This is a genomic window from Fluviicola sp. (genome assembly GCF_039596355.1).
Classification (GTDB): domain Bacteria; phylum Bacteroidota; class Bacteroidia; order Flavobacteriales_D; family Crocinitomicaceae; genus Fluviicola.
Genome location: NZ_JBCNJW010000001.1, coordinates 1,157,014 through 1,182,316, shown reverse-complemented (window position 1 = coordinate 1,182,316; position 25,303 = coordinate 1,157,014). Strand labels below are relative to the sequence as shown.

Below are 25,303 nucleotides of genomic sequence, written 5' to 3'. Positions count from 1 at the left end.
GGTATAAAAAACACCACTTAAGAAGCAACCAATGAAAACAGATAACCTGTATCATATCGTCTGCAGAAATGCTGTAAAACTGTTTGAATTGAACGGTTACGAAACCGTAAACATGCCGGATATTGCGAAGGCAAGTTCCATTGACGAAGACGAATTGTACAAACGTTTTGGAAACAAGGAAGACATCATCCTGTTTCTGTACCGCTGCATTAATTCCGACTGGCAGTTGCAGGTTGCTTCCATTCCCGAAGGAAAACTATCCGAACGTTTTGAAACGGCCCTGAAGCTGAAACTGGATTTGATGGAACCCTATGAAGCGTTTTTAGGGAATATTATCGGGAAACTGCTGGAGCAAAACAGAGCACTGGCAGTTCGGTCATTCCAAACGGCACATATCCGGGCAATGGGATTGAAAACCATTCGCAGGATTATTGACGGAGCAACGGACTCCGGCAAATTGTCGAAGAAAGTGAAGGATCTTCCGGCTTTGTTGTACCTGATGCATTGGTCTGTGATGTTTTTACAGCTTCAAACCCACGACAGGGAGAGCAGCGATCAAGCCGTTCGTCTGATGGCGAAACTCATCCGGAAAACCAACACCTTTCCGTTGCTGGTACATTTCTTCCCATTGATCAATGAATTGGGTTCCTGGGCAAATAAAATGACAGTCGATGAAGACGTGCACGAGCACCAGGTGAACCGGGATATTCTGAAAATCATTTTCAATAACCGGAAAATCAGTGACGGAACGGAAGCCTGTGAAAACGGAACCTGTGCGGCCTGTTTCGAACAGCACGAACTGAATCTCGATTACTTCACCAGCCAGTCACTACCGATCCATTTCATTCTGCCCGCTTTCCCGGCCAAATCGCCCAATGAAGAAAAAGTAATTGGAAAACTGCCCGATCTGGGAGAAGAAATCGCGCTGAATACACTGAATAATCTGTGTAAAGAAATCCGGAGTGTTTACGAGCCGGGAGCACACATCACCATCTGTTCAGACGGACGTATTTTTTCCGAGCTGGTAGCTGTGAGCGACGACGATATTTCCACTTATGTGCAGCGAATCAACGAGGTCATCGAAGAACAGCAGCTGGAATTCGTGGAGATTGTTAATCTGGAAGATTTACTCGAAGGAAACTCATTTAATGAATTGAGAGATACTGTTTTGAACACCTATGCGGAATCGCTGGATAGGTTGTATGAACGATTGAAAACCGATGAGGAATTCCGGAAGTTGTTTAACGGCATGCACCGCTTCATTGTCGAAGACAGGAAATACCTGTTCCCGGATTTGTCGACCAGTAAGATCAAAGAAGAGTCCAGGGAAATAGCACTGAAAGTGATTCGCAACAGCAATGCCTGGACGCGTTTCCTGACCTATGTTTATCCGCAGTCGATCAGGCTTTCCATTCATACGTATCATGCCCATTCAGCAAAAATAGGGGTGAAGATCACCCGGGCGGAAGACAATTGGCTCACTCCCTGGCACGGCGTCATTATTCTGAAAGACGACGGTTATGTGCTGATGAAACGAAAAGAAGCCGAAGCAGCAAATGCCCAACTGGTATCTAAAAACAATCAACCACATTATTACACACTCATTCAACAGGGATGAATTACACCATCGAACTCCTGGAACCATTTGGAGTGGTGATCCGAAACCAGCATTCCGACCGCTCGTTGACGCAATTTCCGGTTGACCAGATCGAAAACTGGGTGAGCCAATACAAACTAGTCGTTTTCAGAGGCTATGAAACCATGCCGAAACAGGAACTGGCCTTGTTCGGGCAAAAACTGGGCAAGCCGCTGCAATGGGAATTCGGCGCGATTAATGAACTGAAGGTCAAAGAAAATACCGGGAACTACATTTTTACCAATCACGAAGTGCCAATGCATTGGGATGGAGCTTTTGTGGGAACTATTCCGCATATTATTTTGTTCCAGTGCCTGCTTGCGCCAAAAAAAGAAGACCTGGGAGGAACTACTTTCTGCGATACGGAAGCGGTGGTTCGGGATTTGAGCGAAGAACAACTGGCAAAATGGAAGGAAATTTCGGTTACATACACGACGAAGAAAATAGTCCATTACGGTGGTCAAATCGTACAGCCATTGCTTCAGAAACACGAGGTTGAAGACAAACAGGTTTTGCGTTACGCCGAACCCGTCCATGATTTGAACCCGGTTTCCCTGGAAGTGAACGGATTGAATGGTCAATCGGAAGAAGCATTTATTTCAGAAATGAAGGAATTGTTGTATGATCCGAAATACTTGTACGTGCACCGCTGGGAAACGAACGACATCGTACTGGCGGATAACCACACGTTGCTCCACGGACGGGAAGCATTTCTGAATCCGAATGAGCGCCACATTCAGCGTGTCAACATCATTCACCGCCCGAAGAAGAAAACCCTGAAACGCTTTCTTCAAAACTCCCTGGCAATCCGGCGCAAGGAATTTTTCCTCGCTGAGCTGCCTATTTTCCTGATTCCCTTATTACTCAGTATCGGATCCTGGCAGGATTTCCTGAACCCGATGCTCTATCTTGGATTGTTATCGGTTGTGCTCCTGTTCAATATCGGCGATATGATCAACTGCTATGCCGATTATGAGCTGGATTCCATCTACAAAAGCTACCTGTCGAATGCGGTCTATGAACTGGGGAAACGCAATGTGCGAATTCAGATGATTGTTTCCGGTGTACTCGCATTGCTGATTTCGTTCTACATTTCTATTGCAACCAAACAATACTATTTGATTCCGCTGGTAATCGCCGGAACATTTATCGGTTTGCAGTATTCCGTCAAACCATTCAAGTTTAAATCGAGAGGTTTGTGGCAATTGCTGTGTTTGTGGCTGATTATTTTTTTCGGCCCGATGCTGTATACTGCAATTATCACTGCCGGATTTCCATCACTGTTGCAAATAGCCTTGTTTTCGCTTTACGGCTTCCATCAAATGGGAATTATTTTGCTGAACACTGCCGAAGATTATACCGAAGACAAAGCCACGGGATTGAATACGATCATCATTTACCTCGGTCTGCACCGCGCGATGAACGTTGCCTTTTTCCTGGTTATTTTTATGGGATTGTGTCTTCAGGCAGCAATTTCCCTGGAATTTTTCCTGCATGAGGCTCCTTGGTTCCTGTATTTGCCTGTTCTGGCATTTACGGCAGGATGGATCGTCATTGTTTCCGAATACCGGGTGGTGATCAGGAAAGTCAACGAACTGGACGAAACGGAAGCAATCAAAGTGATCAAGAAAAACGGGTTGAAAGTACCCCGCTGGTTGAAAATCGGAGCATACACGTTTCTGATTCCGGTGGTGGTTTATTTTTTGTGGAATGTGCTTTCGCGGTAATGAATAAATTGTAACTGATTATTCGTCATCGGCTATGTGTTTTATGTTTCCGGCAGACGTTCGCAGTTTATGAAGTCTGACAGGCTATGTGTTCTATGTCCCTATGTGGTTTATTTAGTCTAACAAGCTATATTGCTTAACAATAGCTTGTGTGAGGGATCAACCCCAAACAAATTGATCCCTTTACCAGATAGCATTAAACCCATTCAATCGTGTATTCTTCTGGAAGACGGGATTTAGCTTTTACCGAAGGCTGGTTGGCGTCTTCTGCGTCGCGGTAGCCCAGTGCAACAGCGAATAAGGGTTTGTAATCCGTCATCTTCAGGATGCGGGCATATTCTTCTGTTTTAATTCCTTCCATCGGGCTGGAATCAATTCCCAGGGATGCACAGGCACTCAGGAAAAAGCCCAGGGAAAGGTACACCTGGTGTTGCAGCCAGGATTTGATCTCCGCTTCCGGCAATGGTTTCAGGAAATTGTTGTAATAAGCTACCGATCCTTCCGGGAGGTGTTCCTGGATTTGGGTTTCAAATTTCGTGATGTTGTCGATTGCACTGAACACTACCAAATGACTGGCATCTTTGATTTTCTGTTCGTTGAAATATGAAACGCTTGCCAATGCTTCTTTCACCTGCGGGTCGGAAATAAAAGTAAATTTCCACGGCTGACTGTTGATCGATGAAGGACTTAAACGGATGATTTCTTTCAACTGTTCTATGATTTCGGATGAAACCTGCTGGTTCGGGTTGTACTTTTTGGTCGTGTACCGGTTCTTTGAAAGGTCTGAAAAATGCATGTTTTGAGAATTAAAAGTTATACTATCATTTTTATAGTTGCAAACATAATGTTAGTGTTTTAACTTTGCAATAACGGTCAAAAAGGATAGTAGCATATGTATTGCATCGACGACAAACAATATCCCTGCAGCACAAGCCTTACCATGAGCTTTATCGGCGGGAAATGGAAAGCAGTTATTTTGATTCATCTCGCTATGAAAAAGCGGTATAATGAATTGAGAAAGGAACTGCCGCGGGTAACGGAAAGAACCCTGAGTTTACAGCTCAAAGAATTGGAAAACGACGGATTGATCACCCGCACGGTGTACACGTCCAAACCTCCGCTGAAGGTCGAATACGAACTCACGGAATTCGGCAGAACACTGATTCCGCTGCTTCGATCCATTGCTGAATGGGGGAAAGAGGCTGCTAAAAACAATCCGCGGATCCAGGTTACCGAATTGAATTGATTGTATCTTTACCCGGTGCTGCGCATTTGATTGCGCGCATCCGCTGATAGAAATAACTACCTGTAAAACAATAAAACAACCATGAATCCGGAGAAAAATCCTGAGTTGGAGAAATACATGAAAAGAGAAATTTTAGCCTTGAAACCGAAAGGAGGAATCGTTCGGAAAGCAAGTAAACTGCTGCAAATTCCTTTAGAAGAGGCAGAAATGTGCTATGACACTGTGAGAAGCGGAATCCACAAAGCAGCTGCTCAAAGAGCCTGGGTTTACCTCCTGCTCGGCTCCCTGTTCTTTGGAGTCGGTTTGTTTGCAACACTGGCAAAAACCGGGTTGATTTTTTACGGAGCCATTGGAATAGGAGGAGCTTCGATTGTAACAGCTGCAGGACTTTTTATTGTGGCTTTGACAAAACGGGGGTAAAAACCGGAAGTCAATTTAAAACCAAACACCATGAACATTTATATTTTCGGAAACGGGAATATCCGCTTTTCTGATTTTAAAAGCCATTACGAAGAAGTCATTAATCGCTACCTGGATCAGGAAGATGTTGTCTTTTCCCTTTGTGATTTCAGAGGAGTGGATACGCTGGCGATGGAATTGCTGAAATGTGCTTCCCCGAGGGTAACGGTTTACCATGTGGGCGATAAGCCGCGCTACTTTCCGGATCAATTTAAAACACAAGCCGGAAGCTGGACGGTTCTCGGCGGATTTGAAAACGATCAGCAGCGTGATCTGGAAGCGATTAACCGGTGCACGCATTTTATTGCGGTGGATTTTAACTCGGACAGCAAGCGGAAAAGCGGTACAGAAAAACATCGAAAAGTGTGAAGAGCTGGGGAAAATACGCTTGAAACAAGACGGAATTCAGTAAAAAGGAGTATCTTTTGGTTGTTTTATGAAAGCACACTGAAAATGACACGAAAAGGAAAAATACTGATTGTGGAGGATGTGGTGATCAGTGCGAAATTCATAGCAGCCTTGCTTGAAAAACATGGAATTACCTCAGATCATGCCGAAACCGGAAAAGAAGCCATTGAGAAACTGCAGGAATCAGCATACGATTTGGTAGTGATGGAACTGAACCTGTCGGGGATGAACGGTTACGAAACAGCAGTCTATATCCGGGAAATTTTGAAGAACCCGGTTCCTATTGTTGCGCTGACTTCTGCTATTTCCGAAGACGCTGATCAAAAGTACATCCAGGCCGGAATGAACGGAATTCTGCTCAAACCAGTGCGTGAAGAAGCACTTCTGGCAGAAATAAGCAAGTTGCAGCCAGCCGGTAAAACCAATGATGACGAACAGTTTATCGATCTGTCTTTCCTGGAAAAAACCATGCGCGGAAACAAAGACATCATTGCGCAAACGATGACAATCTTCCTGAAATACCTGCCGGAAAACCTTCAGGATGTAGTGGAAGGTGTGGAACAGGAAAATTTTTCGATGATCCGCCTGGCAGCCCATAAAATGAAATCATCCGTATCTATTGTGGGACTCAATAAGATAGAAAAACAATTGATTGAAATGGAGCAATTAGCGCTTTCCGAATTGGAAATGAAGCGGATAACAGAATTGAAAAATTCTGTAATTTTGTTATGTGACCGCGCTATCGCTGAAATAAATGAGTTAAAAAAGCAATACGAGGAATAATGAGTTTTTTGACAAATCTGTTTAAAACCAAAACACAATCAACCGGAATCGTTTTTATCGTTGAAGATAATAAGACCTATGCCGAAACTCTGAAAACGTTTTTGTATGCAGAAGTTCCTGCGGTGAAGGAAGTGAAAGTGTTTCCGGTAGGAGAAACCTGTCTGTTGGAAATTCACCGTAACCCGGATCTCATCATTATGGATTATTTCCTGGATTCGAAATACTATGACGCGGAAACCGGTTTGGAAATCATCCGCCAAATCCGTGCTGAAAAACCCGAACTGAATATCGTTTTGCTGAGTTCGCAGCAAGAAATTGATGTGGTTTTGCAGGCCACCAAAGAATACAAATGCACCTACCTGAAAAAGGATCGTGAAGCGTTTGACAAAGTCAGCGAGATAACCCGCGAGATTTATCAGGAGTAATCAGCAAGTCTAAAACAGGAAAATTGGATGCAATCTGTTTTTGAATGACCGAATTTGGTAGTACCTTTCACGTCATAAAAATCGGATCACATGAAAAGAAAAGCCTTCCTGTTTTCAGGATTGATTACTGTTGCAGCATTTTGTTTTGGTTTCTGTTTTCAGACTATCTTTACGGGAGAACCAATGAAGCATAAACCTGAAAAAGAAAAACAGATGAAATTAGGAGCATTTTCAATGAGCTTGAGTGTCAAAGACCTGGCTGTTTCAAAAACGTTTTATGAAAAAATGGGATTCCATGTTTTTGCCGGAAGTATGGAACAAAAATACCTGATCATGAAAAATGGAAACGCGCTGATCGGCTTGTTCCAGGGAATGTTCCAGGGAAATATCCTCACGTTCAACCCGGGATGGGATGAAAATGCGAAGAACGTAGAGCCGTTTGATGATGTAAGAACCATTCAGAAACACCTGAAAAGCGAAGGAGTTGCTTTGAGTGCAGAAGCAGATGAAAACACGAGCGGCCCGGGAAGTATCATGCTCACCGACCCGGATGGAAACGTCATCCTGCTGGATCAGCATCGATAAGTTGTATTTGATTTTAACCGCATGGGTCACAAAGTACACATAGCTTTACCCCAGGTACTTTGCGATCGTTGTATGCAATTAGATAACCCTGTTAAACATGAAACACACCGCCATTTTTTGCCTGTTTTGGATGCTTACCGCCGTCCTGAACGCAACTGCGCAAACAGAACCCGTTTATGACACCCTGGAAATAGGAGGAATCCGTCAGGTGATTGCATACCAGGGGAAGACGGAAGCTCCGATCATCTTGTTTTTACATGGGGGCCCGGGAAGTTCACGCATGAAACAAGCAGATCTGTTCTCAACGGAATTGCGCAAACACTTTTTGGTCGTTCAATGGGATCAGCGCGAAACCGGAAGAACACTTGCCCTGAATCAAACTTCGGGCCCGATCACGCTGGAACTGATGGAAGAAGATACGTATCAGCTTGTTCAGGAACTGCTTCGGAAATTCAACAAGCAGAAATTGTACCTCGCAGGAGAATCCTGGGGAACGGTACTCGGATTCAGCATGGCAGAAAAGCACCCGGATTTGTTGTATGCCTACCTGGCATTCAGTCCGGTGGTTGATCAAACCAAAAGCGAACAAATGCTGGTTGATCTATTGAAAGAGGAAGCAAAAGCAGCGGGGAATCAAATCGAAGAAAGAGAACTGAGCACGGTTCATATTCCGTTTGAAAGCTACATGGATATCTTTTATTCCCGGAAATGGATGTTTTATCACGATGGTCAGCCCATTGCCGATAAAGACACAACGGTACTGAAGGACTATCTGAAAGCTTGGGCAGACATCTGGCTTCCTACCTGGAACAAAGCCGTTAGTCAAAACCTGGTACAGGAACTTCCCCGGATCAACTGCCCGGTTTATTTCTTCATCGGGGGAAAAGACCTGCAGACCAATCATGCGATTGCGAAAGCCTATTTTGATGTACTCGACACATCGATGAAGCAACTGTTCCTGTTCGAAGATGCAGGACATTCGGTGCTGGTTCAGAAATCCGAAGAAGTCCAGAAACAGATCATCGAAGAGGTCCTGCACGGAATGAAAGACAGCGAAGATTAACGCATGAAGTTAATTGGTTCGGTTTTGCTCGTCTTCGTTCCCAAAACGTGGTTGTTTTGACTTCAGGTTATCATTTCCGAATTTGTACCCGACTGAAATGCGGAACCCGCGTGAATCGTTGTAATTCCGTATGTCCGTTGATACATTGTTGGAAACGTAGCGGATCAGTGGGCGCTGGCCGTTCAATACATCCTGTAGCGTGAAAGCAACCGAAAGTTTTTTGTTGAAGAACAGCGATTGAACCGAGATATCCAGAATATGCATCGTTGCGATGTGGAAAATCTGGTAGCGTCCCGGAAGCTGTAATCCATAGTTCACGCTTGCGATCAGCGTTTTGGATTTGTTGATCGTAAAGTCGTTGTTGGAATAGAAGTAGGAATTCCACCCCGAAATGGATTGAATGAAATCTGCCCGCGACTTGATTTTCTGAACTGTGACACTGATTCCCGTAAAAGAGTTCCAGCGGCTCCACTTACTGAAATTGTAGTAGGTCGAAATCCCGGTTTGGTACATGTCTGCATAATTCAGCGGCATATTTTTAACCACGTTCGTTACCGGATCCGGAATGGACAAACTTTGGGAAAAGTTCGAAGACTGGGAGTAATACAGCGTTGAAACCCATTTTTGATGAAACATGTAGGAAAACTCCAGGTTATCGATGAAAGACGGTTTCAGAAACGGATTCCCTTCCGAATAGTAATACGGACTCGAACGGATAATGAACGGGTTGAGGTAATCGAAATTCGGTCGTGAAATGCGGCGGCTGTAGTTCAGGGAAAAAGAATGCTTATCGCTTGGTTCGTACGTCAGGAAAGCCGTAGGGAATAGTTTGATGTAATTGTTGACGTTCGTTTGATCCAGGTTTCTGGAATACCCCTCCGTTTGGGTGAATTCAACGCGTAGTCCGGCCTGGGCATTCCATTTGGAACCCAGTTTTTTGTGGAAGGAAGTGTATAAGGCTTCGTTGTATTCGCGGTAGCGGAATTCATTCGACTGGTTGGTGTTCAAAACGCTGTTCCCGGATTCAAGGTCATAAACACGCAGGTCATTCATCGTTTCCGTGTAAGAAACCTTTCCTCCAAAAGAGAACTGAAACGTGCGGAACGGCAGTTCAACATCCGCTTTCCCGGAATAATTCTGAATATGGTTTGTGTTGGAATTCACCGATGAAAAGAAGGTTGCAGGAATAACCGAATGGTTTTCGTCCAGCTCATTTCCGGAGAAGAAACGGTAATCTTTCTTCTGGTAGTTGAAATAGTCCAGATCGATGGTCAGCGTTCGCCCCGAAGAATCTGCTTTGATCGTATTCGACCAGTTGAACGAGTTCATCGTTGGTTTATTGCTGGAGTTGATACCGGAAGCAATGTAGGAATGGGGAAGGGCAGATGCCGTTTCTGTTCGCGAGGTCAGCGGCTTGTTTCCACCTGATTCTGAAGTGAAGTTCCCGGAATAGCGCAGCCCGGAAGTCCAGTTTTTAGTGAATTTGTAATCCAGTCCGGCAGTGATTCCCGAACCGGTTGTTTTGGAAATATCGGTCGCATCGATTCTCCAGGTCTCGGAAGGATAGAACGTTCGGCTTTCAGAAGTGGTTCGGTACTTTTGCTCGCCGCTGTTGATCGAAAGCTGAAGGGACAGTTTGTTGTGGTTGTAGTTAAAGGTTCCATACGCCATCCCTCCGGCATAGGTTTTCTGGCGGTACGTAACCCCGATGCTGGAATTCCAGGAATTTGCCCGTGCCGATTTCAGGCGGATATTGATCAACCCGCTGTTTCCTTCCGCTTCATATTTGGCAGGCGGAGTCGTGATCACTTCAATGCTTTTGATCTGGTCTGCTGGAATAGATTGTAAGAGGTTTGCCAAATCACCCGGAGACATGCGCTGGATCTGGTCGTCGATCATGACCAATACCTCACTTTTCCCCACGATCGAAACCGTTTCGTCCTGTACGCGCACCATCGGCGTTGCTTTCAGAACTTCCAGTGCATTGGCTCCGGCCGTAGCGGCATTTTCGACATGAAACACCAATCGGTCTGCCTGGCGCTCGATGATCTTTTTACGCCCTTCGATTACCACGTCGTCCAGTAACTGGGATTCGTTGACTTCGATGTTCCCCAAATCGGTGTCTCCCAGCAGAATGATTTCCCGCTGCAGGAGTTTTTCACCGAATTGCTGGATGTGAAGTGTGTATACACCGTTGGCTGCGCGGATGGTAAATCCTCCGGCACTGTCGGTCAGTGTCTGACCGGCTTTGATGCTGTCATTCATCAGGAATACATTGGCGTATTCAACCGGTGCTTTTTCCTGGTTCAGGACTTTACCCGTTAGTTGAAACGTCTGGGTGTAACTGGCTGAAAATGAAAATAAAAATAAAACGAGAAACAGGCTCTTTTTCATAACTGTAAATGGGTTTATGCCGGAATGAATTATTTTAAGTATTTGAAAATGTCGACCAGGAAGTATTTGGGACTACGTCTCATGAAATCATTGAAGAAAGCGGTATGTGCGGCTCCCATCAGGATAAAGACCCGGTCATCTTTGGTCAGGTTAATTTGATTCAGGTTGGAATACATCACGAGGTTCCGGTGGTAGAACTTAGCGGCTTCATCGGCTCCCTGGGCTTTTCCTTCAGAAGAAACATGTGTAAGAATATCTGCATTGACGTTGATCATCATGTCGAGATACGCCTGGCGGTTGTGCATTTTCAGTAATTCGAACAGGGGAATTTGGTCTTCCGGGTGTTTGGTGTCAAAGTCGTTAATCATCTTCCAGTAGTTGTTGAACGTGATGCTGTCGGTGTTCTTCTTCACATTGCGGTTGATGAGATAATTATAGCCTTCCTTGAAATCAATTCCGTAGATGCGTTTGCAATCCGAAAGGCGGCCGATTTCGTAAGCCAGCAGTTCGATTTCAGAAGGAGCTTCGAATTTCATCGACGGATTTTTCAGGTACTCCAGGTATTCCTGCTGCAGAGCTTTGTTGAATGAAGGTGGTGTTTCCACGATAATGACAGTAGGTTTGAACCCGGCGATCATGCGTGCAATTTCATGAATCTGGCGCACATTCTCTTTGTTGTATTCATCAAACTCCGTGGTGTGTTCGTCATTGGAATAGCCCATGTGGAAAGTTCCCATATTGATCACAGGAATTGAATCGGCTAGTTTGGTCGGGATGACCATTGTGGTTTCCTGTGCGTAGAGTTGTCCCGATAACAGTAACCCGATGTAGATAACAAGTGTTTTCATGCGTTTTTGTTTTTTGATGAAGCAAAAATTGACAAAGAGTCTGACGGCCGAAACTTTTATCTACGAACCCCCGGAGTTTATCTACAAACCCCTGAAACGGATTGAAACGATATGTCTAGCTTTACAAAAACGAATTTCAAGATGTATAAAAGTTCCGTATCCGTTAAAAAAGAAATCGTCATAAACCTGGTGTTCTGGTTGATCTGGTCTTATTACAACCTGGTCATTGTTAGTAACCAAGGAGTGAGTTTTGCGGAAATCACGCTGTTCCAGGTAACGGGATATATCGTTTACGTGTCAACCTTTTACCTGAACTACCTGTTTGTACTGAAACGGGTGTTCAAACCCTTCCGGTGGAGAAGGGCGGTTTTGGGTTTCTTCACCAGCTACCTGTTTTTTGCAACTGCCCGCTACCTGCTGGAAGAAGTCCTGATGCCATCTCTTTTCGGGAAACACAATTACTATCCGGGTACGGGAATCATTTATTACTATTACGACAACTTATTCTACAGCTTTTACCCGATTATTCTCAGCACGGTATTGTGGTCGGTGATCCTGCTGGTTCGAACACTGGATTACAACAACTACATGATCCGGGAACAGAAGAATATGGAGATCAAATTCCTGAAAGCACAGATCAACCCTCATTTTATCTTCAATACCTTGAACAACATTTATTCGATGGTTCACTTCCAGTCGCCGAACGCTTTATCGGCTATTGAGAAACTGAGCAATATCATGCGTTTCACGACCTACGAAGCACAGAAGAGCCAGGTGCACTTATCAGAAGAGATCAATTACATGAAATCCTACATTGAACTGGAAGAATTGCGGCATTACGAAAAATCATTCGTTGAATGGGAAGTTGATGTTCAAAACGAACACATCGAAATTCCGCCGTATTTATTGTCTCCTTTCGTGGAAAATGCCCTGAAGCACGGAGCTTTTTCCCATGAAAACCCGATTCGGATATCGCTCTATTGCGATAACGAGAAATTGGAATTTGAGGTGAAAAACGAAATCGGGAACCAGAAAAAAGATCAATTGGGCGGGATCGGGCTTCAAAACCTGGAAACCCGGCTGGAAATCCTCTATCCGAATAAACACCGGCTGCAAACGCTCAGGGAAAATGCTCATTTTAGTGCCAAACTTCAAATCCAACTCCGATGAAATCTCCGATCAAATGTGTGATTATTGACGACGAACCTTTAGCGGTGCGGCTGATCGAAGACTATGCGAAGAAAATCACGTCGCTCAATGTACTTTATGCCGGGAGCGATGTGCACCAAGCCATCGATGTGGTAACAACGCAGGACGTGGACCTGATCTTCCTGGATATCCAGATGCCCGAACTGACTGGAATCGAACTGATGAAAGTGTTCAACCGGAGCAATAATTTTATCATCACTTCGGCATATCCCGAATATGCGCTGGAAGCATTCCAGTTTCACGTAATCGATTTTCTGCTGAAGCCTGTTACCTTTAACCGGTTTTATCAAGGGGTCGAGAAATTCATCCAGTGGCGTGATTCCTTTGCATCCATGCCGGTGGAGCAGGAAGATTCGTTGTTTGTCCGTGCTGACAGAAAGCATTACAAGATTGCATTCGACGATATTTTGTATGTGGAAGGATTGAAGGATTATATCCGCATCCATACGCCGAATGAGAAAATCCTGGTACTGGAAAACATGAAAGACATCCTGGAAAAACTGCCGTCCAGCCGTTTTATCCGCATTCACCGCTCGTACATTATCCCGACAGATAAAATCAAATTGATCGACGGAAACCAAATCCAGATGCAGAACAGGGAATACCTCCCGATTGGTGAAACGTACCGGAAACTGGTTGCCGAATGGTTGACGAAGAAATAAGGATCTGCTTAAGTGAAGGATAATAAAAAAATGCGATGAGTTGAAAAAGTTCAAAAGTTGACATGCTTTAAAAGGGGATACCAAGCCTGTCGAAGTATGATACCCTGGAACGCTTTCAACCGATTAAACTTTTTTGGAAACAAAGACATATGAAATTCCCGATAATAAAGAAATGGAGCTGTGTGCTACTGGTTTTGCTGGCTTTGAATAGTTTCGGGCAGGAAAACGCTGTTGTAACTGCCTGGATGAAGGATTTGGATTTTGTGTACCAAAACCTGAAGCAGACGAGTTCATACAAAACGCAAAAGGCAACGCATGCCGCTGTTGAGGCGAAATACCAACGTTTAAGAACGCAGTTGCTTTCAATGGAAATGAGTACGCTCGATTGTTACCTGAAATTGCTGGAGTTAACCGATGAGGTGGCAGACTTCCACAATGAAATTTCGGGAAATGCAGCCTCTTTTTCTTTCGCTGACCTGTCGGATGAAGCTTTTCTCCGGAACATCAAACAGTCATCCGACTACAATTTTTACCCGAAAACAACACTGAACCTGGATAGCCTGGAGCATGAGTTATCCGGACGAAAAACAGAAGATCCAGAAGGAATATATGTGTATAGAAATTATCTCAAGATTGCAGTGGTGCGTTGTCCGGATGGTGTGTTGCAGGGAATTGTCCTCGAAACAAAAATTCCGTCCTGGGAACGCGGCGAAAAGATGCTCTACCTGCTTCCGAAACAAACGAACCGCTTCCGCCTGGTGATGGGGGGATTTGTCGATAAACAACTCTTTTCGGTAATGGATTGTTTCGCAGACGGAGAATTCAAAATCGCCCAATGGCAGAAAGAATGGAAGAAAACCAATCATTACATGGCGGCGTATCCCGATCAGAAATTCGTGTTCCGCAATTTGGGAAACAATACCTGCTACATCAAGCTGGGAAGTTTCAACGCTTCCAATGACGGAATCAAAGAAGCAAAAGCCTTCTACGAACGGATCAAAGATTCTATCCACGGACATAATCTCATGGTGGATCTTCGGAACAATGGCGGCGGTGGAGATAAAAGCTCCAAACAGTTTTATGAGTTATTCAAAAAGCACCGTCAGCCGATTACCGTTTTGATGAATTTTTACACCGTCAGTAATGCTGAACAGTTTATCGTCAAGCTCCGGAAAAGTAATCCGAAGGTAATCTTGTACGGAGACAATACCCGCGGAATGATTACCTACGGCAGAAATTATGCAGAAGACAAAGAAACGCCTTCCGGAAAATTCCGGATCTGTTTTTCCGACCTGAAGGATCATTGGCGGAGTTACCTGTCGTATGAAGGAACGGGAGTCAAACCGGATGTATACCTTTCAAACGAGCGCGACTGGCTGGAACAGCTGGAGAAAGTAAAAGACTAATCAGTTCGTTTGACCGGAAATCGGATTGTTAAAATGAGCTCCCGGTGAAGCTTTTTTTGGTGATTTGTTAGGAGAACTAAGCAGAAAGGCCTAAATTGGATCAAAGTTTATTACAGCTATACCGGCTGCTTTTGTGTATGAGTGAAGTAATCACTAACACACAATGCTATGATGCAGGTCACTATTTACGAAAAGAACAAGCCACTGTTCAATTCGCTGTTAACAGGAGCTTTCTATTTCTTCCTTTGCTGGTCGGTTGATTCGGGAGATGCAACCAAAGGTTTGTTTGTTTCACTCATGTTACTCTTACCAGGCTTAACATTTCCGCTTACGACCTGCTATTTCAGGGGCCGTAGTCATTCCAATTCAGATGTCCGGATTTTGTTGCATGTGGTACTTTCCGTTGGGATTTATCATGGGAGCGCCTGGTTGTTTTCGGGTGAAGGACAAGTCAAATACATCACTGTTTTGGCCGGGGCACTGGGATCGCTGTTTTTCCTGATCATCACCAAGTATTTACTGAATAAGCATTTTTCGGTTACCCAGATTATCCTGACTTCCGTAGTCAGTGGTTTGGCTTTCCTGCCGTATGAGTTAATCGGACAGTTCGGAGCTTTGATGGGGCTTGCCATTTTTCTTTGGACACTTGCCAACGGATCATTGTTGAATCTGGCATACAAAAAACGCAGACACCGGGAAGGACGAAGAATTTGATTTTTTCTGTTTTGTTTCGAATTAATAGAAACTTATTATATTCGAAACAAATAGACCACTATGTCTGATGAAATAAATGAAGTCAATTCCAGTGCTGGAAATGAGGTTGAAAATTTAAAAAATGAGATTAATCAATTTATTCAATGGTTATTTGATAAGAAGATAATCCAAAAATCGTTTTATATAGAGCATACATTTGATTTTCCCTCCGATGATAAGGACTCTATGATGGAGGTCAATATTGATAAACGTCGTGTTTCTTTCAATATGCATATTCTTCAATGTGGAAAATGTTCATTTGATTACTTTCGAATAGTTGTTTTGCATGAGTTTTTTCATTTGGCAGTACAAAAAGTCCCAAATAAAGATGATGCAACGAAAATCAAAGATGATTTTGGTTCAGAATTAATGAAGCTAATTGATATTGAAGCAGATTTTTACGTTGCTCTATATTTGAAAGAAAAGAAAGGATATACTTTGGTTAAGTATTGGGAGATTTATTACGAAGGTGGAACAGTATTTGCTGACAAGTGGATTAGAGCTGCAAAATTTGAACGTTTTATGGGGAGTCTTTTAAGCATTTCAAAAATGTTCATTATTTATCCAGAAGAAGAAACTAATTTTACAGCCTGTGATTTATATTTGCCGACGATTAGTCCAATATACACGGAGGACAGCTTACACATACTTGTCATTAGGAAAGAGCACATTTATTTTGATGAAATAGTTGCAAATTATCAGGATTTTGCTAAATTGAAAGAATGTTATAAGGACGTAACTAATTATTCTGTGAAGGGTTATGTGAAGAACTTGCTGGAATTTTCATCTAAGGCATTAAAGATGGAAATTCCAAAGGACGTTAGAGATGAAATTGATGAATTAAAAAAGTAAGAGGAGATGATCGTAGAAGCACATAAAAAGGAAGAAAGAGTAGTAGTTTCTTGGCTAAAATCTCATGGTTACCATCATATTGTCATTGAAGCGAAGCATTCATATATAGAAGCTGACGGAAGCACTAGAAGAATGGTTGTTGGAGTTAGAACTCCCGAAACTCAATACGAAGATAATGATATGGTTATTGATTTTGCTGGTGAACAAAATCGAGAACCTTGGATCGCTGTTGTTGAGCCTGATAGTGATGTTATTTGGTATTCAATCAAGTAATATAGATTTGTTTCAGAGTCTACAAGTTATTGTCTTTTTAAGAAGAGGCGGTAGCCTCGTATAGCATTTGTGTATTTGTGGAAACAGCCTGAAGCTTATAACCTAGTAGTTTTCTTCCGAAATCTGAACATGAAATCACTTCAAACCGGGTATTTCGCAGCACTCTTTTTGCTGCTTGCCTGCCATTCAAACCCATCCGGGCAAACGAACAAACAGGTGGGAAATACTGCCAAAGCCGAAAGGGAATCCGGAAATATGAATTTTGAAACAGATGAAAACGGATTAACCAGCCGTGTTTACCTGGCAGACAGTTCGACTTTCATTAAGTTTCGCGATCTTCAATTGCGGGTCGATTACCTGGCCGGCAAGCAGGACACTTTTTCAATCAAATCCAGTAATCCGGATGCTGTGGCATTGTATTATACCATTCCGGAAACCATTCAGGGACAGCGTCTATTTGTAACCGGAGGGTCATTGACTGATGTCAAAGTGGAAACAGCATACGAGACAAGCCTCACGATCAGTTTTTCCGGCGAACATTTCGACCTGCTCGACTGGAAGCATTATACCTCGCCCTGGAAAGTGCTTTCCCCGAAAGCGGGAAGGTATTACATGCCGGAGATCAGTTTGAAGGAATCACACCGGTTTCCGCGCTATACGGTAGACGAATTGGAACAAAAAGCCGTTGAAGACAGTCTGACCGGAGTGTACACCCAAAAGGAAGGGAGACCAATTGTCGGAATCGGAAGAATTTTTGTGCGGATTTCCGGAACAGGTAAGCGGGGAAAGCAAACGTATCTGCTGATTTTTGAAGAACCGATGGGATGTTGAAAAAATCGGATTTGCCACTGATTCTGTCAATTTCGCCGGATAAGTTTTTAGCAGATCCACCAGGATCATTAGACTAAAGGTTCGTTTTTTGGCTATTTTTGAGATGATAATATGCCGGAGGGGAACTTTGGTATGTCATTTAACCCTGGAAATAGCCAGTATGAAACAAAAAGAATTGATTCTGAGAAACTTGAAGGAAGTCAGAAGACGAAGTGTCCTCTTGTGGGAAGGCTTGCCGGAATCGTATTACGATTGGAAACCCGACGCAGATGCTGTAACGGCAATTCAAATGATCCGCCACGTCTTGCAGGCAGACTACGGTTGGAATAAGATCATTCTCCAGGAAGACATGTCGAACTACAGTACTCCCTGGGAAAACCGTCCCTATACCCATGTTCAGGACGAATTGCTCTTTGCAGAAGCATACCGGAATAATTTCCTGCAGACAGTAGATCGCTTTTCAGAACAGGAATTGGCAGAAACAGAAATCATTCATCCTGGAAACGGTTCGCGAAAACTGCTGGGCGATTACTTGCTGCGGATTGCATACCATGAATCCGTTCATGCCGGGCAGTTTTTGTCCTATTTACGGGCAATGGGAGTAGACCGCCCGTTTATATGGGATTAATGATCCGAATCAACCAGTAACCGTTAAATCAATCGAAATGGACTTTTTTTCTGAAGAATATCAGCAAGTCTGGCAGGTGTCGAAATACCCGCGGAGTTTTTATACGTTATGGGGATTCGTCATGGGTCGTTATGCAGAGACGTATGAACCCGAACAAGGTATTGTACAACGATTTTTCCTTACTCCCAATGAGAAAGCAGGGCAAAAGCGGGTTGCCAATTTGGAGAAACTGTGCCGGGAACTGATCCGCGAAGCGGGATTGGCAGACGATTTGGAAATGCAACAACTCCCGATGAAACACCACCACCCGAAAGTGGAAATCCGGATTACTTCCCGAAGTATTTGCGACTACATTCCAAAAGTGGAACCTGGATTGGAAGATAGTTATTTTAATCCCCTGTTCAAACCGCCGGTAGGTACCTATGCCCTGAGTTTGAACCAGCGACTGGAATTTGTTGCCGGAGCATACCTGCAGCATCAGTCTGACGAACATTCATTTCTGTTTCACAACAACACCGAAAAAGCGATTCTGGTGTATCGGTTGCTCATCCATTTGGCAGACGAAGAGGATGAAGTCGCCATGAAATCTACTTTTCGAACGCCATACACACATCGGATTACACTGAATGAAAAAGGCAGTTTATGGAAAAACCTCCGGCGTGCGATCAAAAGAAACGGGTACGGGATTTGAATGGATCAATGGCAGAAGAAAAAGAAACCGTTCAACAAGCACTTAAGAGAGGAAAGCGCATGCTGACTTACCCGGTGTTGGTGATCTACTGGTTTATGATCATCTCCTGGGGGTTGGCATTCTCCTATCAGCTTTTTTTCTGGTGGATTGAATTGATTGTCATACCGTTCATGTTATTTTTTGTTCCCTGGGTATACAGAAGCTATTTTCTCACCAAATGGAAAATCAAATCATACGAACGGACCGAAGATCTCAGGGAGTTGAAAGCAAGTGCTATCCTGGTAGGGTTGGTTTCAAAAGAAGAAGGTTTCCTTGAAAAGTTCCTCAGAACAGCTGCTCAGGAACAGAAACTGAACGAACTGGAAAAGAACCCGCCCGTTGCGATTTTTAAGGATCAGTCCGATGTGCCGGAAGAAACGATCCTGAGAAAACCTAAACGAAAATATGTGATGCGGGCTTTGTTCTATGCTGTCGGATGTATTGCCGCATTGTTTCTTTATTGGCTTACCAAACACAACTTTCATTTGGCTTTGTGTGTACTCGGATGTTATTATATCTGGAAAAACATCCGGAATTATCGCAAAAATGAGCCGGAAATCGTTTTGAATGAACGGGGAATTGAAATAGCATCTGAAGGATTAATCAGCTGGGAATTTGTTCAGCATGAACGAGTAGTGCGCGAGGACGATGACGGAGTCAGTTATTATCTCGAATTCGAACACCCCGGAGGAAGGGAAAAACAATGCATCGATACCCTTCCGATCGATGCCCTGGAACTCCATTGCTTGCTGAAGGTGTATCGGGGGAGATATGAAAGTTCCCGCTAATCCTCTACATTCATTGGGCTATGTGTTCTATGTGCCTATGTGGTTTACCATTACATTTAAGGAATACAAAAACCAACAATGAATTAATATCCTTCCTTTTGTTCCATCAATGATTTTTGCTAACTTAACTTCCGTGAGTTAAATAATTGCATGCTATGGAAAACAATTCGAACGAAAGTGGAAAATGTCCGTTTCACGGAGGTACTCAAAAACACAGTCTTGGAGGTGGCGGAACCAGAAACCGCGATTGGTGGCCCAATCAATTACGATTAAGTATTTTGCGCCAGCATTCCACCTTGTCAAACCCTTTAAATGAAGGATTCAATTACGCAGAAGCATTCAAAAGCCTCGATTACCAGGCATTAAAAAAAGATTTACGTGCCTTGATGACGGATTCCCAGGATTGGTGGCCGGCAGATTTCGGTCATTACGGACCTTTTTTCATTCGCATGGCCTGGCACAGTGCAGGAACTTACAGGATCGGTGACGGTCGTGGTGGAGCAGGTGGAGGACAACAACGTTTTGCCCCGCTCAACAGTTGGCCCGATAACGGAAACCTCGACAAAGCCCGAAGATTGCTCTGGCCGATCAAACAGAAATACGGACAGAAAATTTCCTGGGCCGATTTGATGGTCTTAACCGGAAATGTGGCGCTGGAATCCATGGGATTCAAAACATTTGGTTTTGCTGGCGGGCGCGAAGATGTCTGGGAGCCGGAAGAAGACGTATACTGGGGAATGGAACGTGAATGGTTGGCAACGAGTGATAAACCGCACAGCCGCTATTCCGGAGACCGCGACCTGGAAAATCCGCTGGCAGCCGTTCAAATGGGATTGATCTATGTGAATCCGGAAGGCCCGGACGGCAACCCGGATCCGATTGCAGCTGCCAAAGATATCCGTGAAACCTTTGCACGCATGGCCATGGATGATGAAGAAACTGTGGCATTGATTGCCGGAGGACATACCTTTGGAAAAACGCACGGAGCCGGAGATGCGGGTTTGGTTGGGCCGGAGCCGGAAGCCGAAAGCATCGAAAAGCAAGGTTTAGGCTGGTTCAGCAAACATGGAACCGGAAAAGCCGGAGATGCAATTACCAGTGGATTGGAAGTGATCTGGACACAAGCGCCGACACAATGGAGTAACTTCTTCTTCGATAACCTGTTTGGTTACGAATGGGAATTGAGTAAAAGTCCGGCGGGAGCGCATCAATGGATTGCCAAAACAACCGACAAAAATATTCCGGATCCCTACGATGCGTCCAAAAAGCATACGCCTACGATGCTCACAACGGATCTTTCCCTGCGTTTTGATCCGTCTTATGCAAAAATCTCGAAACGTTTTCATGAAAATCCGGATCAGTTTGCCGATGCATTTGCACGTGCATGGTACAAGCTGACCCACCGCGATATGGGACCGATTGCCCGTTACCTGGGGCCGGAAGTGCCAACCGAAGAACTGATCTGGCAAGACCCGATTCCGGTACTCAACCACCCGCTGGTGGATGAGAACGATGTGAACAACCTGAAAGCGAAAATCAGTTCATCCGGACTTTCCGTTTCAGAATTGGTAGGAACAGCGTGGGCTTCGGCTTCTACATTCCGTGGTTCTGATAAACGCGGTGGGGCAAACGGTGCACGAATCCGCCTGGCGCCTCAAAAATTCTGGGCAGTCAATAATCCGTCGCAGCTTTCCAAAGTGCTGGATGTACTGGAAAACATTCAAAAGGAGTTCAACAGTGCGCAAAGCGGAGGAAAACGCATTTCACTGGCCGATTTGATCGTACTGGCCGGGTCTGCCGGAGTGGAAAAAGCCGCAAAAGATGCAGGTAAGAACATCACGGTTGCATTCAAACCCGGGCGTATGGATGCATCGGCAGAACAAACGGATGTAGAATCTTTCTCTGTTTTGGAGCCGATGGCAGATGGTTTCCGCAACTACCTCAAAACGAAATACAGCGTTTCTACCGAAGAACTGCTAATCGATAAAGCACAACTGTTAACCCTCACAGCGCCGGAAATGACTGTGCTACTTGGCGGAATGCGCGTTTTGGATACCAATTACGATGGTTCGAAACACGGAGTGTTTACCAGTCGTCCGGGTACGTTGACCAACGATTTCTTCGTGAATTTGCTGGATATGGCAACCGTTTGGACAGCGAAGGACGAGCACCAGGAAGTGTTTGAAGGCCGCGGTCGTGACGGAAGTGCACTGAAATGGACCGCAACACGTGCCGATCTCATCTTCGGTTCGAATTCCGAATTGAGAGCTATTGCCGAAGTATATGGAAGTGCGGATGCACAGGATAAATTTGTGCGTGATTTTGTTGCTGCATGGACAAAAGTGATGAACCTGGATCGTTTTGATTTGCATGAATAGGTTTTAAATAGAAATAGACGGAGCGGGGAGGAATCCCCGCTTTTTTGTTGGTGTTTGTTTTACTTTCTTTAGATGCTTTCTATCCCTTTAAAAATGGACTTTCCACACATCCCAATAGCGTTCGACTGAGCTAACGCCGAAGTCTATCGGGATTATAAATGTGTAAAATTGCGTGGAAGATCACTCAATCAGCCAAAAACGCCATTCGTTACACAGCCTGCCATCAATCCAGCTTTCCGGGTATATTTACGCTAAACAGACCCGAACGGATAAAAACAACCTTAATCCCAATCAGATGAAACCCATTCAAACAGCTTTTGCACTTCTCATCACACTGAGCGTATTGAATTCCTGTAAAGAGGAACCCGTTGCTCTGAGCGAAGATTTCTATGCAGTTAGTTTTGTGAGCAGAGGAGACGATTTGTACCTGAGAAAGAATCAATACCTGGAAACGGAAAAAATCCATTTTGTACTTTTTATTTATCACGATACCATTTTCCAGGTAGATCTGCAGGAAAAGAAACCGCGTTACAGTTACCTGAAATGCAAACCTGCAGTGCTTGATTCGTTGAAATCAATGTTCGCTGTTTATGAAAAAACAAATTTGAGCAAGCAATTAAAGGATTTGAAGGAAAACGGGCCAAAATTATCCTGCATTCGGGATGAATATTTTTTATTCCGGAAGGGAGATCAAATCAACTTCGGAATATTTGACTTCATGGATTATTATGATTGGTATGGGAGAAGAGCTACAAAAGAAGTGAAACTGAAGAAGTACCAATTCCCCCAAATCTACCAGACAATCTATTTCGGACTGAACTCCAGGCGTTGGGATTATGTCATGAGCAACCGGTATTATTACAAAGAATTCCGGATTCGCGACTTCACATACATTCCAGTGAAATGAGCAGATTGTAAAAAAGATCGGTGCCGATAAATGGACTATTTTTGCAGGATAAAAAAATGAAAAAACATATGGTTTACCCGGTAACACATACAGAGCACAACGAATTACTCTCCGTTTGGGAATCTTCAGTAAAGGCAACCCACCATTTCCTGAGTCGGAAAGATTTTGAATTTTACAAAGAGTTGGTTCCTGCGTTTTTTGACCAGGTAACGCTTTTCTCCGTGAAAGACGAAGACCAACGGATCACAGGATTTATCGGAACGAACGGTGACCAACTGGAAATGTTGTTTATTGATGCCGCTCATCGTGGAAAGGGACTGGGGAAGGCATTATTGCGTTACGCCGTTGAGCACCTCGCTGTGACGAAAGTAGATGTGAACGAACAAAACGAACAGGCGGTGAAGTTCTATAAACATTCCGGGTTTGAAACCAAAAGCAGTTCCGACACAGATGGCTTCGGGAAGCCGTACCCTATTTTGCACATGGAGCTGAACCCGTATAAGAATCGGTACAAAACTGAAATAACCGGAATACAATGAAAATAGTCGTAGTAATTCTTTTGTGTTTGTGCTTTTCCTGCGGAACAAGTTCCAAAGCCGTGCGGGTAACATTCGGCGGGCAGAAAATAGAACGGGCCGAACTGAAACAGGGATTGAATGACAGTTTGTGCGTCAATTTAAGCCCCGGGCAAATCGGGCAGATCAGCGAAGCCGTTGATTTCAAACAGCATTCCGAACCATATAAAACGATCGTAAATTACTGGCTGGTGGTGAAGGAGTACAATGATTCGGTGCATTACTATAAAATCACCAACGCAGGATTGTTCGGCGAACACGATTGGTATATCCGGATGCGGAAGAAAGACTTTTTTGAAAATCTCTGGAAAAAAGAGCCGAAAGTGGCTCGTAATATTCCAATTACATACTGACTTCAGAGCAATTCCAAAATGAACAGACTGCATTTTTCCGTTTACATCATTGAAAGAGATCTGCTCGAATTGAAGCCGGAGCTGGAAGCTTTTTTAAAGATCAAAGAACTCTTCCACGACGCGGAAAATCAATGGGAATATATGGATGGTTACAGTATGTTTTTTGATGCGAAGGTCACTATTTTCAGAGAACTCAAAGAGCGGATGAACTTGCCGGAAGACGAAAAACCGCTGCACATCTCATTTTTCTTTAAGCGCTTGCAAGACAAAAGTACCACGGAGCGAATCGGGCTGGAGTTGAACCGTTTTTTCAAACTCCCGGTGTTTTACGGAGAACTCAGAAATACCGCCGGACAGAAGTATGAACTGGTTCCGGAGAAGCGCTTTGCAAAAATCAACCTGTCGGGGATGATTAAAACTACCGGGAAAGTGAGATAGGCAAAGCTTTTGTGTGGTAATTCAAAATTTCCGGGCGTGAAACTTCCAACCAAACAGGATTTATTGACGTCTAAGCAACAGAAGAAAAATTGAAATCTGTCTATGAGTGTTGTTTCCTTTCCGCACCCGAATAAACTGCTGGTTATCGAATCATTGGATTATCCGAATGCCTACGATTTTCACACACCGCACCGGCACGATTATTTTGAAATCATTTTGGTGAAAGAAGGAGAAGGAAAACAATTGATTGACTTTACCGAATCAACCCTGAAAGCGAACGATATCTATGTCGTTTATCCCGGACAGATTCACCTGCTTAACCGCAACACGTCACAGGGATTATTGATCCAGTTTCACAAAAATATCTTTGATTACATTTTTCCGGTCAAGCATCACCAGTTGTATTTTCAGCAGTCAAATATCCGCTTGCCGGAAGAAGCGTTCGAACACATTTATGCACTTACGGAAATCATTTCAACGCTTTGCCGTACCAAAGAGTTGAGTGCTTTGTCGATCCACAAGGCATACAGTTACCTTAAAATTATCCTGATTACCTTGATTGAACACAGCAGCCAGGCATTTGAAACAGACGACAGCAATTTCGTGAGCAGCTTCCTTTCTCTGATCAGCGAACAGATTAAGGAAAAGAGAAAGGTGGGAGATTATGCCGATAAGATGAATTACAGCATCGATAAACTCACAGTCCTATGCCGGAAATACCTCGGCAAAACGCCCTTGAAGCTCATTCACGAAGAGTTATTGATTGAAATCCGTCGGATGATGGTCGTGAGCGATTTATCACTGAAAGAAATCTCCTTTGAATTGAATTTCGACAGTACGGCAAATTTCAGCGCGTTCATCAAAAATGCCACGGGACTCACTCCAAAAGAACTCCAGGAATCCCTGCAGGTAAATGACCATTCCTAAAAACGACTTTCAACCTTTC

28 protein-coding genes are annotated in these 25,303 nt (G+C 44.0%); 25 read left to right on the top strand and 3 right to left on the bottom strand.

What is annotated here, in order from left to right; translation table 11 throughout:
- Window positions 1–31 precede the first annotated feature (31 nt).
- Both ABDV94_RS05085 and ABDV94_RS05080 read left to right on the top strand, forming a co-directional pair.
- Window positions 32–1,618 carry an L-tyrosine/L-tryptophan isonitrile synthase family protein gene (locus ABDV94_RS05085; protein ID WP_343605319.1) on the top strand — a complete coding sequence of 529 codons (1,587 nt, stop codon included), beginning with the start codon at window positions 32–34 and terminating at the stop codon, window positions 1,616–1,618.
- Complete coding sequence (locus ABDV94_RS05080) at window positions 1,615–3,363, top strand: TauD/TfdA family dioxygenase (RefSeq protein WP_343605317.1); 1,749 nt, start codon at window positions 1,615–1,617, stop codon at window positions 3,361–3,363. The genes ABDV94_RS05085 and ABDV94_RS05080 overlap by 4 nt, the downstream gene beginning before the upstream one ends.
- Before the next feature lie 196 nt (window positions 3,364–3,559).
- Here the strand turns inward: ABDV94_RS05080 and ABDV94_RS05075 are convergent, their stop codons facing one another.
- Window positions 3,560–4,159 carry an NAD(P)H-dependent oxidoreductase gene (locus tag ABDV94_RS05075; RefSeq protein ID WP_343605316.1) on the bottom strand — a complete coding sequence of 200 codons (600 nt, stop codon included), beginning with the start codon at window positions 4,157–4,159 and terminating at the stop codon, window positions 3,560–3,562.
- Between the two features lie 96 nt (window positions 4,160–4,255).
- Between ABDV94_RS05075 and ABDV94_RS05070 the strand changes: the two genes are divergently transcribed.
- The 7 genes from ABDV94_RS05070 to ABDV94_RS05040 all read left to right on the top strand — a co-directional run bounded on the left by ABDV94_RS05070 (window position 4,256) and on the right by ABDV94_RS05040 (window position 8,332).
- Window positions 4,256–4,609: a helix-turn-helix domain-containing protein gene (locus tag ABDV94_RS05070; RefSeq protein ID WP_343605315.1), complete on the top strand. Its 354-nt coding sequence runs from the start codon at window positions 4,256–4,258 to the stop codon at window positions 4,607–4,609.
- Between the two features lie 81 nt (window positions 4,610–4,690).
- Window positions 4,691–5,029, top strand: a complete 339-nt coding sequence (locus ABDV94_RS05065; RefSeq protein ID WP_343605314.1) for a hypothetical protein — start codon at window positions 4,691–4,693, stop codon at window positions 5,027–5,029.
- 30 nt (window positions 5,030–5,059) lie between these two features.
- Entirely contained in the window at window positions 5,060–5,437 is a 378-nt protein-coding gene (locus ABDV94_RS05060; protein WP_343605313.1) for a hypothetical protein, read from the top strand.
- An 84-nt stretch (window positions 5,438–5,521) separates the two neighbouring features.
- Window positions 5,522–6,259 carry a response regulator gene (locus ABDV94_RS05055; RefSeq protein ID WP_343605312.1) on the top strand — a complete coding sequence of 246 codons (738 nt, stop codon included), beginning with the start codon at window positions 5,522–5,524 and terminating at the stop codon, window positions 6,257–6,259.
- Complete coding sequence (locus ABDV94_RS05050) at window positions 6,259–6,684, top strand: response regulator (RefSeq protein WP_343605311.1); 426 nt, start codon at window positions 6,259–6,261, stop codon at window positions 6,682–6,684. Before ABDV94_RS05055 ends, ABDV94_RS05050 begins: the two co-directional genes overlap by 1 nt.
- A gap of 213 nt (window positions 6,685–6,897) precedes the next feature.
- Window positions 6,898–7,269: a VOC family protein gene (locus ABDV94_RS05045; RefSeq protein WP_343605359.1), complete on the top strand. Its 372-nt coding sequence runs from the start codon at window positions 6,898–6,900 to the stop codon at window positions 7,267–7,269.
- Window positions 7,270–7,366: 97 nt separating this feature from the next.
- Window positions 7,367–8,332 (top strand): alpha/beta hydrolase, encoded by a 966-nt coding sequence (locus ABDV94_RS05040; protein WP_343605310.1) that lies wholly within the window; start codon window positions 7,367–7,369, stop codon window positions 8,330–8,332.
- A gap of 9 nt (window positions 8,333–8,341) precedes the next feature.
- On the opposite strand, the gene ABDV94_RS05035 is transcribed toward ABDV94_RS05040, so the two are convergent.
- Both ABDV94_RS05035 and ABDV94_RS05030 read right to left on the bottom strand, forming a co-directional pair.
- Window positions 8,342–10,726 (bottom strand): TonB-dependent receptor, encoded by a 2,385-nt coding sequence (locus ABDV94_RS05035; RefSeq protein WP_343605308.1) that lies wholly within the window; start codon window positions 10,724–10,726, stop codon window positions 8,342–8,344.
- Between the two features lie 29 nt (window positions 10,727–10,755).
- Entirely contained in the window at window positions 10,756–11,574 is an 819-nt protein-coding gene (locus tag ABDV94_RS05030; protein ID WP_343605306.1) for a DUF5694 domain-containing protein, read from the bottom strand.
- A 141-nt stretch (window positions 11,575–11,715) separates the two neighbouring features.
- Between ABDV94_RS05030 and ABDV94_RS05025 the strand changes: the two genes are divergently transcribed.
- From ABDV94_RS05025 to ABDV94_RS04950, 16 genes are all read left to right on the top strand, one after another.
- A complete protein-coding gene (locus tag ABDV94_RS05025; protein WP_343605304.1) occupies window positions 11,716–12,744 on the top strand; it encodes a histidine kinase in 1,029 nt (342 codons plus the stop codon).
- The gene (locus tag ABDV94_RS05020; RefSeq protein WP_343605303.1) at window positions 12,741–13,445 is read left to right on the top strand and encodes a LytTR family DNA-binding domain-containing protein; all 705 of its coding nucleotides are present in this window, start codon (window positions 12,741–12,743) and stop codon (window positions 13,443–13,445) included. Before ABDV94_RS05025 ends, ABDV94_RS05020 begins: the two co-directional genes overlap by 4 nt.
- Before the next feature lie 149 nt (window positions 13,446–13,594).
- Entirely contained in the window at window positions 13,595–14,851 is a 1,257-nt protein-coding gene (locus ABDV94_RS05015; protein ID WP_343605302.1) for a hypothetical protein, read from the top strand.
- 168 nt (window positions 14,852–15,019) lie between these two features.
- The gene (locus tag ABDV94_RS05010) at window positions 15,020–15,565 is read left to right on the top strand and encodes a hypothetical protein (RefSeq protein WP_343605301.1); all 546 of its coding nucleotides are present in this window, start codon (window positions 15,020–15,022) and stop codon (window positions 15,563–15,565) included.
- Between the two features lie 60 nt (window positions 15,566–15,625).
- On the top strand, window positions 15,626–16,456 hold the full coding sequence (locus ABDV94_RS05005) for a hypothetical protein (protein ID WP_343605299.1): 831 nt from the start codon (window positions 15,626–15,628) through the stop codon (window positions 16,454–16,456).
- 6 nt (window positions 16,457–16,462) lie between these two features.
- The gene (locus ABDV94_RS05000) at window positions 16,463–16,729 is read left to right on the top strand and encodes a hypothetical protein (RefSeq protein ID WP_343605297.1); all 267 of its coding nucleotides are present in this window, start codon (window positions 16,463–16,465) and stop codon (window positions 16,727–16,729) included.
- A 129-nt stretch (window positions 16,730–16,858) separates the two neighbouring features.
- Entirely contained in the window at window positions 16,859–17,560 is a 702-nt protein-coding gene (locus ABDV94_RS04995; RefSeq protein ID WP_343605296.1) for a hypothetical protein, read from the top strand.
- Between the two features lie 160 nt (window positions 17,561–17,720).
- Window positions 17,721–18,188, top strand: a complete 468-nt coding sequence (locus ABDV94_RS04990) for a DinB family protein (protein ID WP_343605294.1) — start codon at window positions 17,721–17,723, stop codon at window positions 18,186–18,188.
- Between the two features lie 37 nt (window positions 18,189–18,225).
- Window positions 18,226–18,879 (top strand): hypothetical protein, encoded by a 654-nt coding sequence (locus ABDV94_RS04985; protein WP_343605292.1) that lies wholly within the window; start codon window positions 18,226–18,228, stop codon window positions 18,877–18,879.
- Complete coding sequence (locus ABDV94_RS04980; protein ID WP_343605290.1) at window positions 18,831–19,706, top strand: hypothetical protein; 876 nt, start codon at window positions 18,831–18,833, stop codon at window positions 19,704–19,706. The genes ABDV94_RS04985 and ABDV94_RS04980 overlap by 49 nt, the downstream gene beginning before the upstream one ends.
- 155 nt (window positions 19,707–19,861) lie before the next feature.
- Window positions 19,862–22,084 carry a catalase/peroxidase HPI gene (gene katG, locus ABDV94_RS04975; protein ID WP_343605288.1) on the top strand — a complete coding sequence of 741 codons (2,223 nt, stop codon included), beginning with the start codon at window positions 19,862–19,864 and terminating at the stop codon, window positions 22,082–22,084.
- 295 nt (window positions 22,085–22,379) lie between these two features.
- The gene (locus tag ABDV94_RS04970; RefSeq protein ID WP_343605286.1) at window positions 22,380–22,991 is read left to right on the top strand and encodes a hypothetical protein; all 612 of its coding nucleotides are present in this window, start codon (window positions 22,380–22,382) and stop codon (window positions 22,989–22,991) included.
- 56 nt (window positions 22,992–23,047) lie between these two features.
- Entirely contained in the window at window positions 23,048–23,530 is a 483-nt protein-coding gene (locus tag ABDV94_RS04965; protein ID WP_343605284.1) for a GNAT family N-acetyltransferase, read from the top strand.
- Window positions 23,527–23,919 (top strand): hypothetical protein, encoded by a 393-nt coding sequence (locus ABDV94_RS04960; protein ID WP_343605283.1) that lies wholly within the window; start codon window positions 23,527–23,529, stop codon window positions 23,917–23,919. Before ABDV94_RS04965 ends, ABDV94_RS04960 begins: the two co-directional genes overlap by 4 nt.
- An 18-nt stretch (window positions 23,920–23,937) precedes the next feature.
- Window positions 23,938–24,357 carry a hypothetical protein gene (locus ABDV94_RS04955; protein ID WP_343605281.1) on the top strand — a complete coding sequence of 140 codons (420 nt, stop codon included), beginning with the start codon at window positions 23,938–23,940 and terminating at the stop codon, window positions 24,355–24,357.
- Window positions 24,358–24,459: 102 nt separating this feature from the next.
- Window positions 24,460–25,284, top strand: a complete 825-nt coding sequence (locus ABDV94_RS04950) for a helix-turn-helix transcriptional regulator (protein ID WP_343605280.1) — start codon at window positions 24,460–24,462, stop codon at window positions 25,282–25,284.
- Window positions 25,285–25,303: the final 19 nt, after the last annotated feature.

Coding starts and splice junctions, on each gene's coding strand:
- ABDV94_RS05085 (WP_343605319.1), top strand. CDS start 32: ATGAAAACAGATAACCTGTATCATATCGTCTGCAGAAATGCTGTAAAA.
- ABDV94_RS05080 (WP_343605317.1), top strand. CDS start 1,615: ATGAATTACACCATCGAACTCCTGGAACCATTTGGAGTGGTGATCCGA.
- ABDV94_RS05075 (WP_343605316.1), bottom strand. CDS start 4,159: ATGCATTTTTCAGACCTTTCAAAGAACCGGTACACGACCAAAAAGTAC.
- ABDV94_RS05070 (WP_343605315.1), top strand. CDS start 4,256: ATGTATTGCATCGACGACAAACAATATCCCTGCAGCACAAGCCTTACC.
- ABDV94_RS05065 (WP_343605314.1), top strand. CDS start 4,691: ATGAATCCGGAGAAAAATCCTGAGTTGGAGAAATACATGAAAAGAGAA.
- ABDV94_RS05060 (WP_343605313.1), top strand. CDS start 5,060: ATGAACATTTATATTTTCGGAAACGGGAATATCCGCTTTTCTGATTTT.
- ABDV94_RS05055 (WP_343605312.1), top strand. CDS start 5,522: ATGACACGAAAAGGAAAAATACTGATTGTGGAGGATGTGGTGATCAGT.
- ABDV94_RS05050 (WP_343605311.1), top strand. CDS start 6,259: ATGAGTTTTTTGACAAATCTGTTTAAAACCAAAACACAATCAACCGGA.
- ABDV94_RS05045 (WP_343605359.1), top strand. CDS start 6,898: ATGAAATTAGGAGCATTTTCAATGAGCTTGAGTGTCAAAGACCTGGCT.
- ABDV94_RS05040 (WP_343605310.1), top strand. CDS start 7,367: ATGAAACACACCGCCATTTTTTGCCTGTTTTGGATGCTTACCGCCGTC.
- ABDV94_RS05035 (WP_343605308.1), bottom strand. CDS start 10,726: ATGAAAAAGAGCCTGTTTCTCGTTTTATTTTTATTTTCATTTTCAGCC.
- ABDV94_RS05030 (WP_343605306.1), bottom strand. CDS start 11,574: ATGAAAACACTTGTTATCTACATCGGGTTACTGTTATCGGGACAACTC.
- ABDV94_RS05025 (WP_343605304.1), top strand. CDS start 11,716: ATGTATAAAAGTTCCGTATCCGTTAAAAAAGAAATCGTCATAAACCTG.
- ABDV94_RS05020 (WP_343605303.1), top strand. CDS start 12,741: ATGAAATCTCCGATCAAATGTGTGATTATTGACGACGAACCTTTAGCG.
- ABDV94_RS05015 (WP_343605302.1), top strand. CDS start 13,595: ATGAAATTCCCGATAATAAAGAAATGGAGCTGTGTGCTACTGGTTTTG.
- ABDV94_RS05010 (WP_343605301.1), top strand. CDS start 15,020: ATGATGCAGGTCACTATTTACGAAAAGAACAAGCCACTGTTCAATTCG.
- ABDV94_RS05005 (WP_343605299.1), top strand. CDS start 15,626: ATGTCTGATGAAATAAATGAAGTCAATTCCAGTGCTGGAAATGAGGTT.
- ABDV94_RS05000 (WP_343605297.1), top strand. CDS start 16,463: ATGATCGTAGAAGCACATAAAAAGGAAGAAAGAGTAGTAGTTTCTTGG.
- ABDV94_RS04995 (WP_343605296.1), top strand. CDS start 16,859: ATGAAATCACTTCAAACCGGGTATTTCGCAGCACTCTTTTTGCTGCTT.
- ABDV94_RS04990 (WP_343605294.1), top strand. CDS start 17,721: ATGAAACAAAAAGAATTGATTCTGAGAAACTTGAAGGAAGTCAGAAGA.
- ABDV94_RS04985 (WP_343605292.1), top strand. CDS start 18,226: ATGGACTTTTTTTCTGAAGAATATCAGCAAGTCTGGCAGGTGTCGAAA.
- ABDV94_RS04980 (WP_343605290.1), top strand. CDS start 18,831: ATGGAAAAACCTCCGGCGTGCGATCAAAAGAAACGGGTACGGGATTTG.
- katG (WP_343605288.1), top strand. CDS start 19,862: ATGGAAAACAATTCGAACGAAAGTGGAAAATGTCCGTTTCACGGAGGT.
- ABDV94_RS04970 (WP_343605286.1), top strand. CDS start 22,380: ATGAAACCCATTCAAACAGCTTTTGCACTTCTCATCACACTGAGCGTA.
- ABDV94_RS04965 (WP_343605284.1), top strand. CDS start 23,048: ATGAAAAAACATATGGTTTACCCGGTAACACATACAGAGCACAACGAA.
- ABDV94_RS04960 (WP_343605283.1), top strand. CDS start 23,527: ATGAAAATAGTCGTAGTAATTCTTTTGTGTTTGTGCTTTTCCTGCGGA.
- ABDV94_RS04955 (WP_343605281.1), top strand. CDS start 23,938: ATGAACAGACTGCATTTTTCCGTTTACATCATTGAAAGAGATCTGCTC.
- ABDV94_RS04950 (WP_343605280.1), top strand. CDS start 24,460: ATGAGTGTTGTTTCCTTTCCGCACCCGAATAAACTGCTGGTTATCGAA.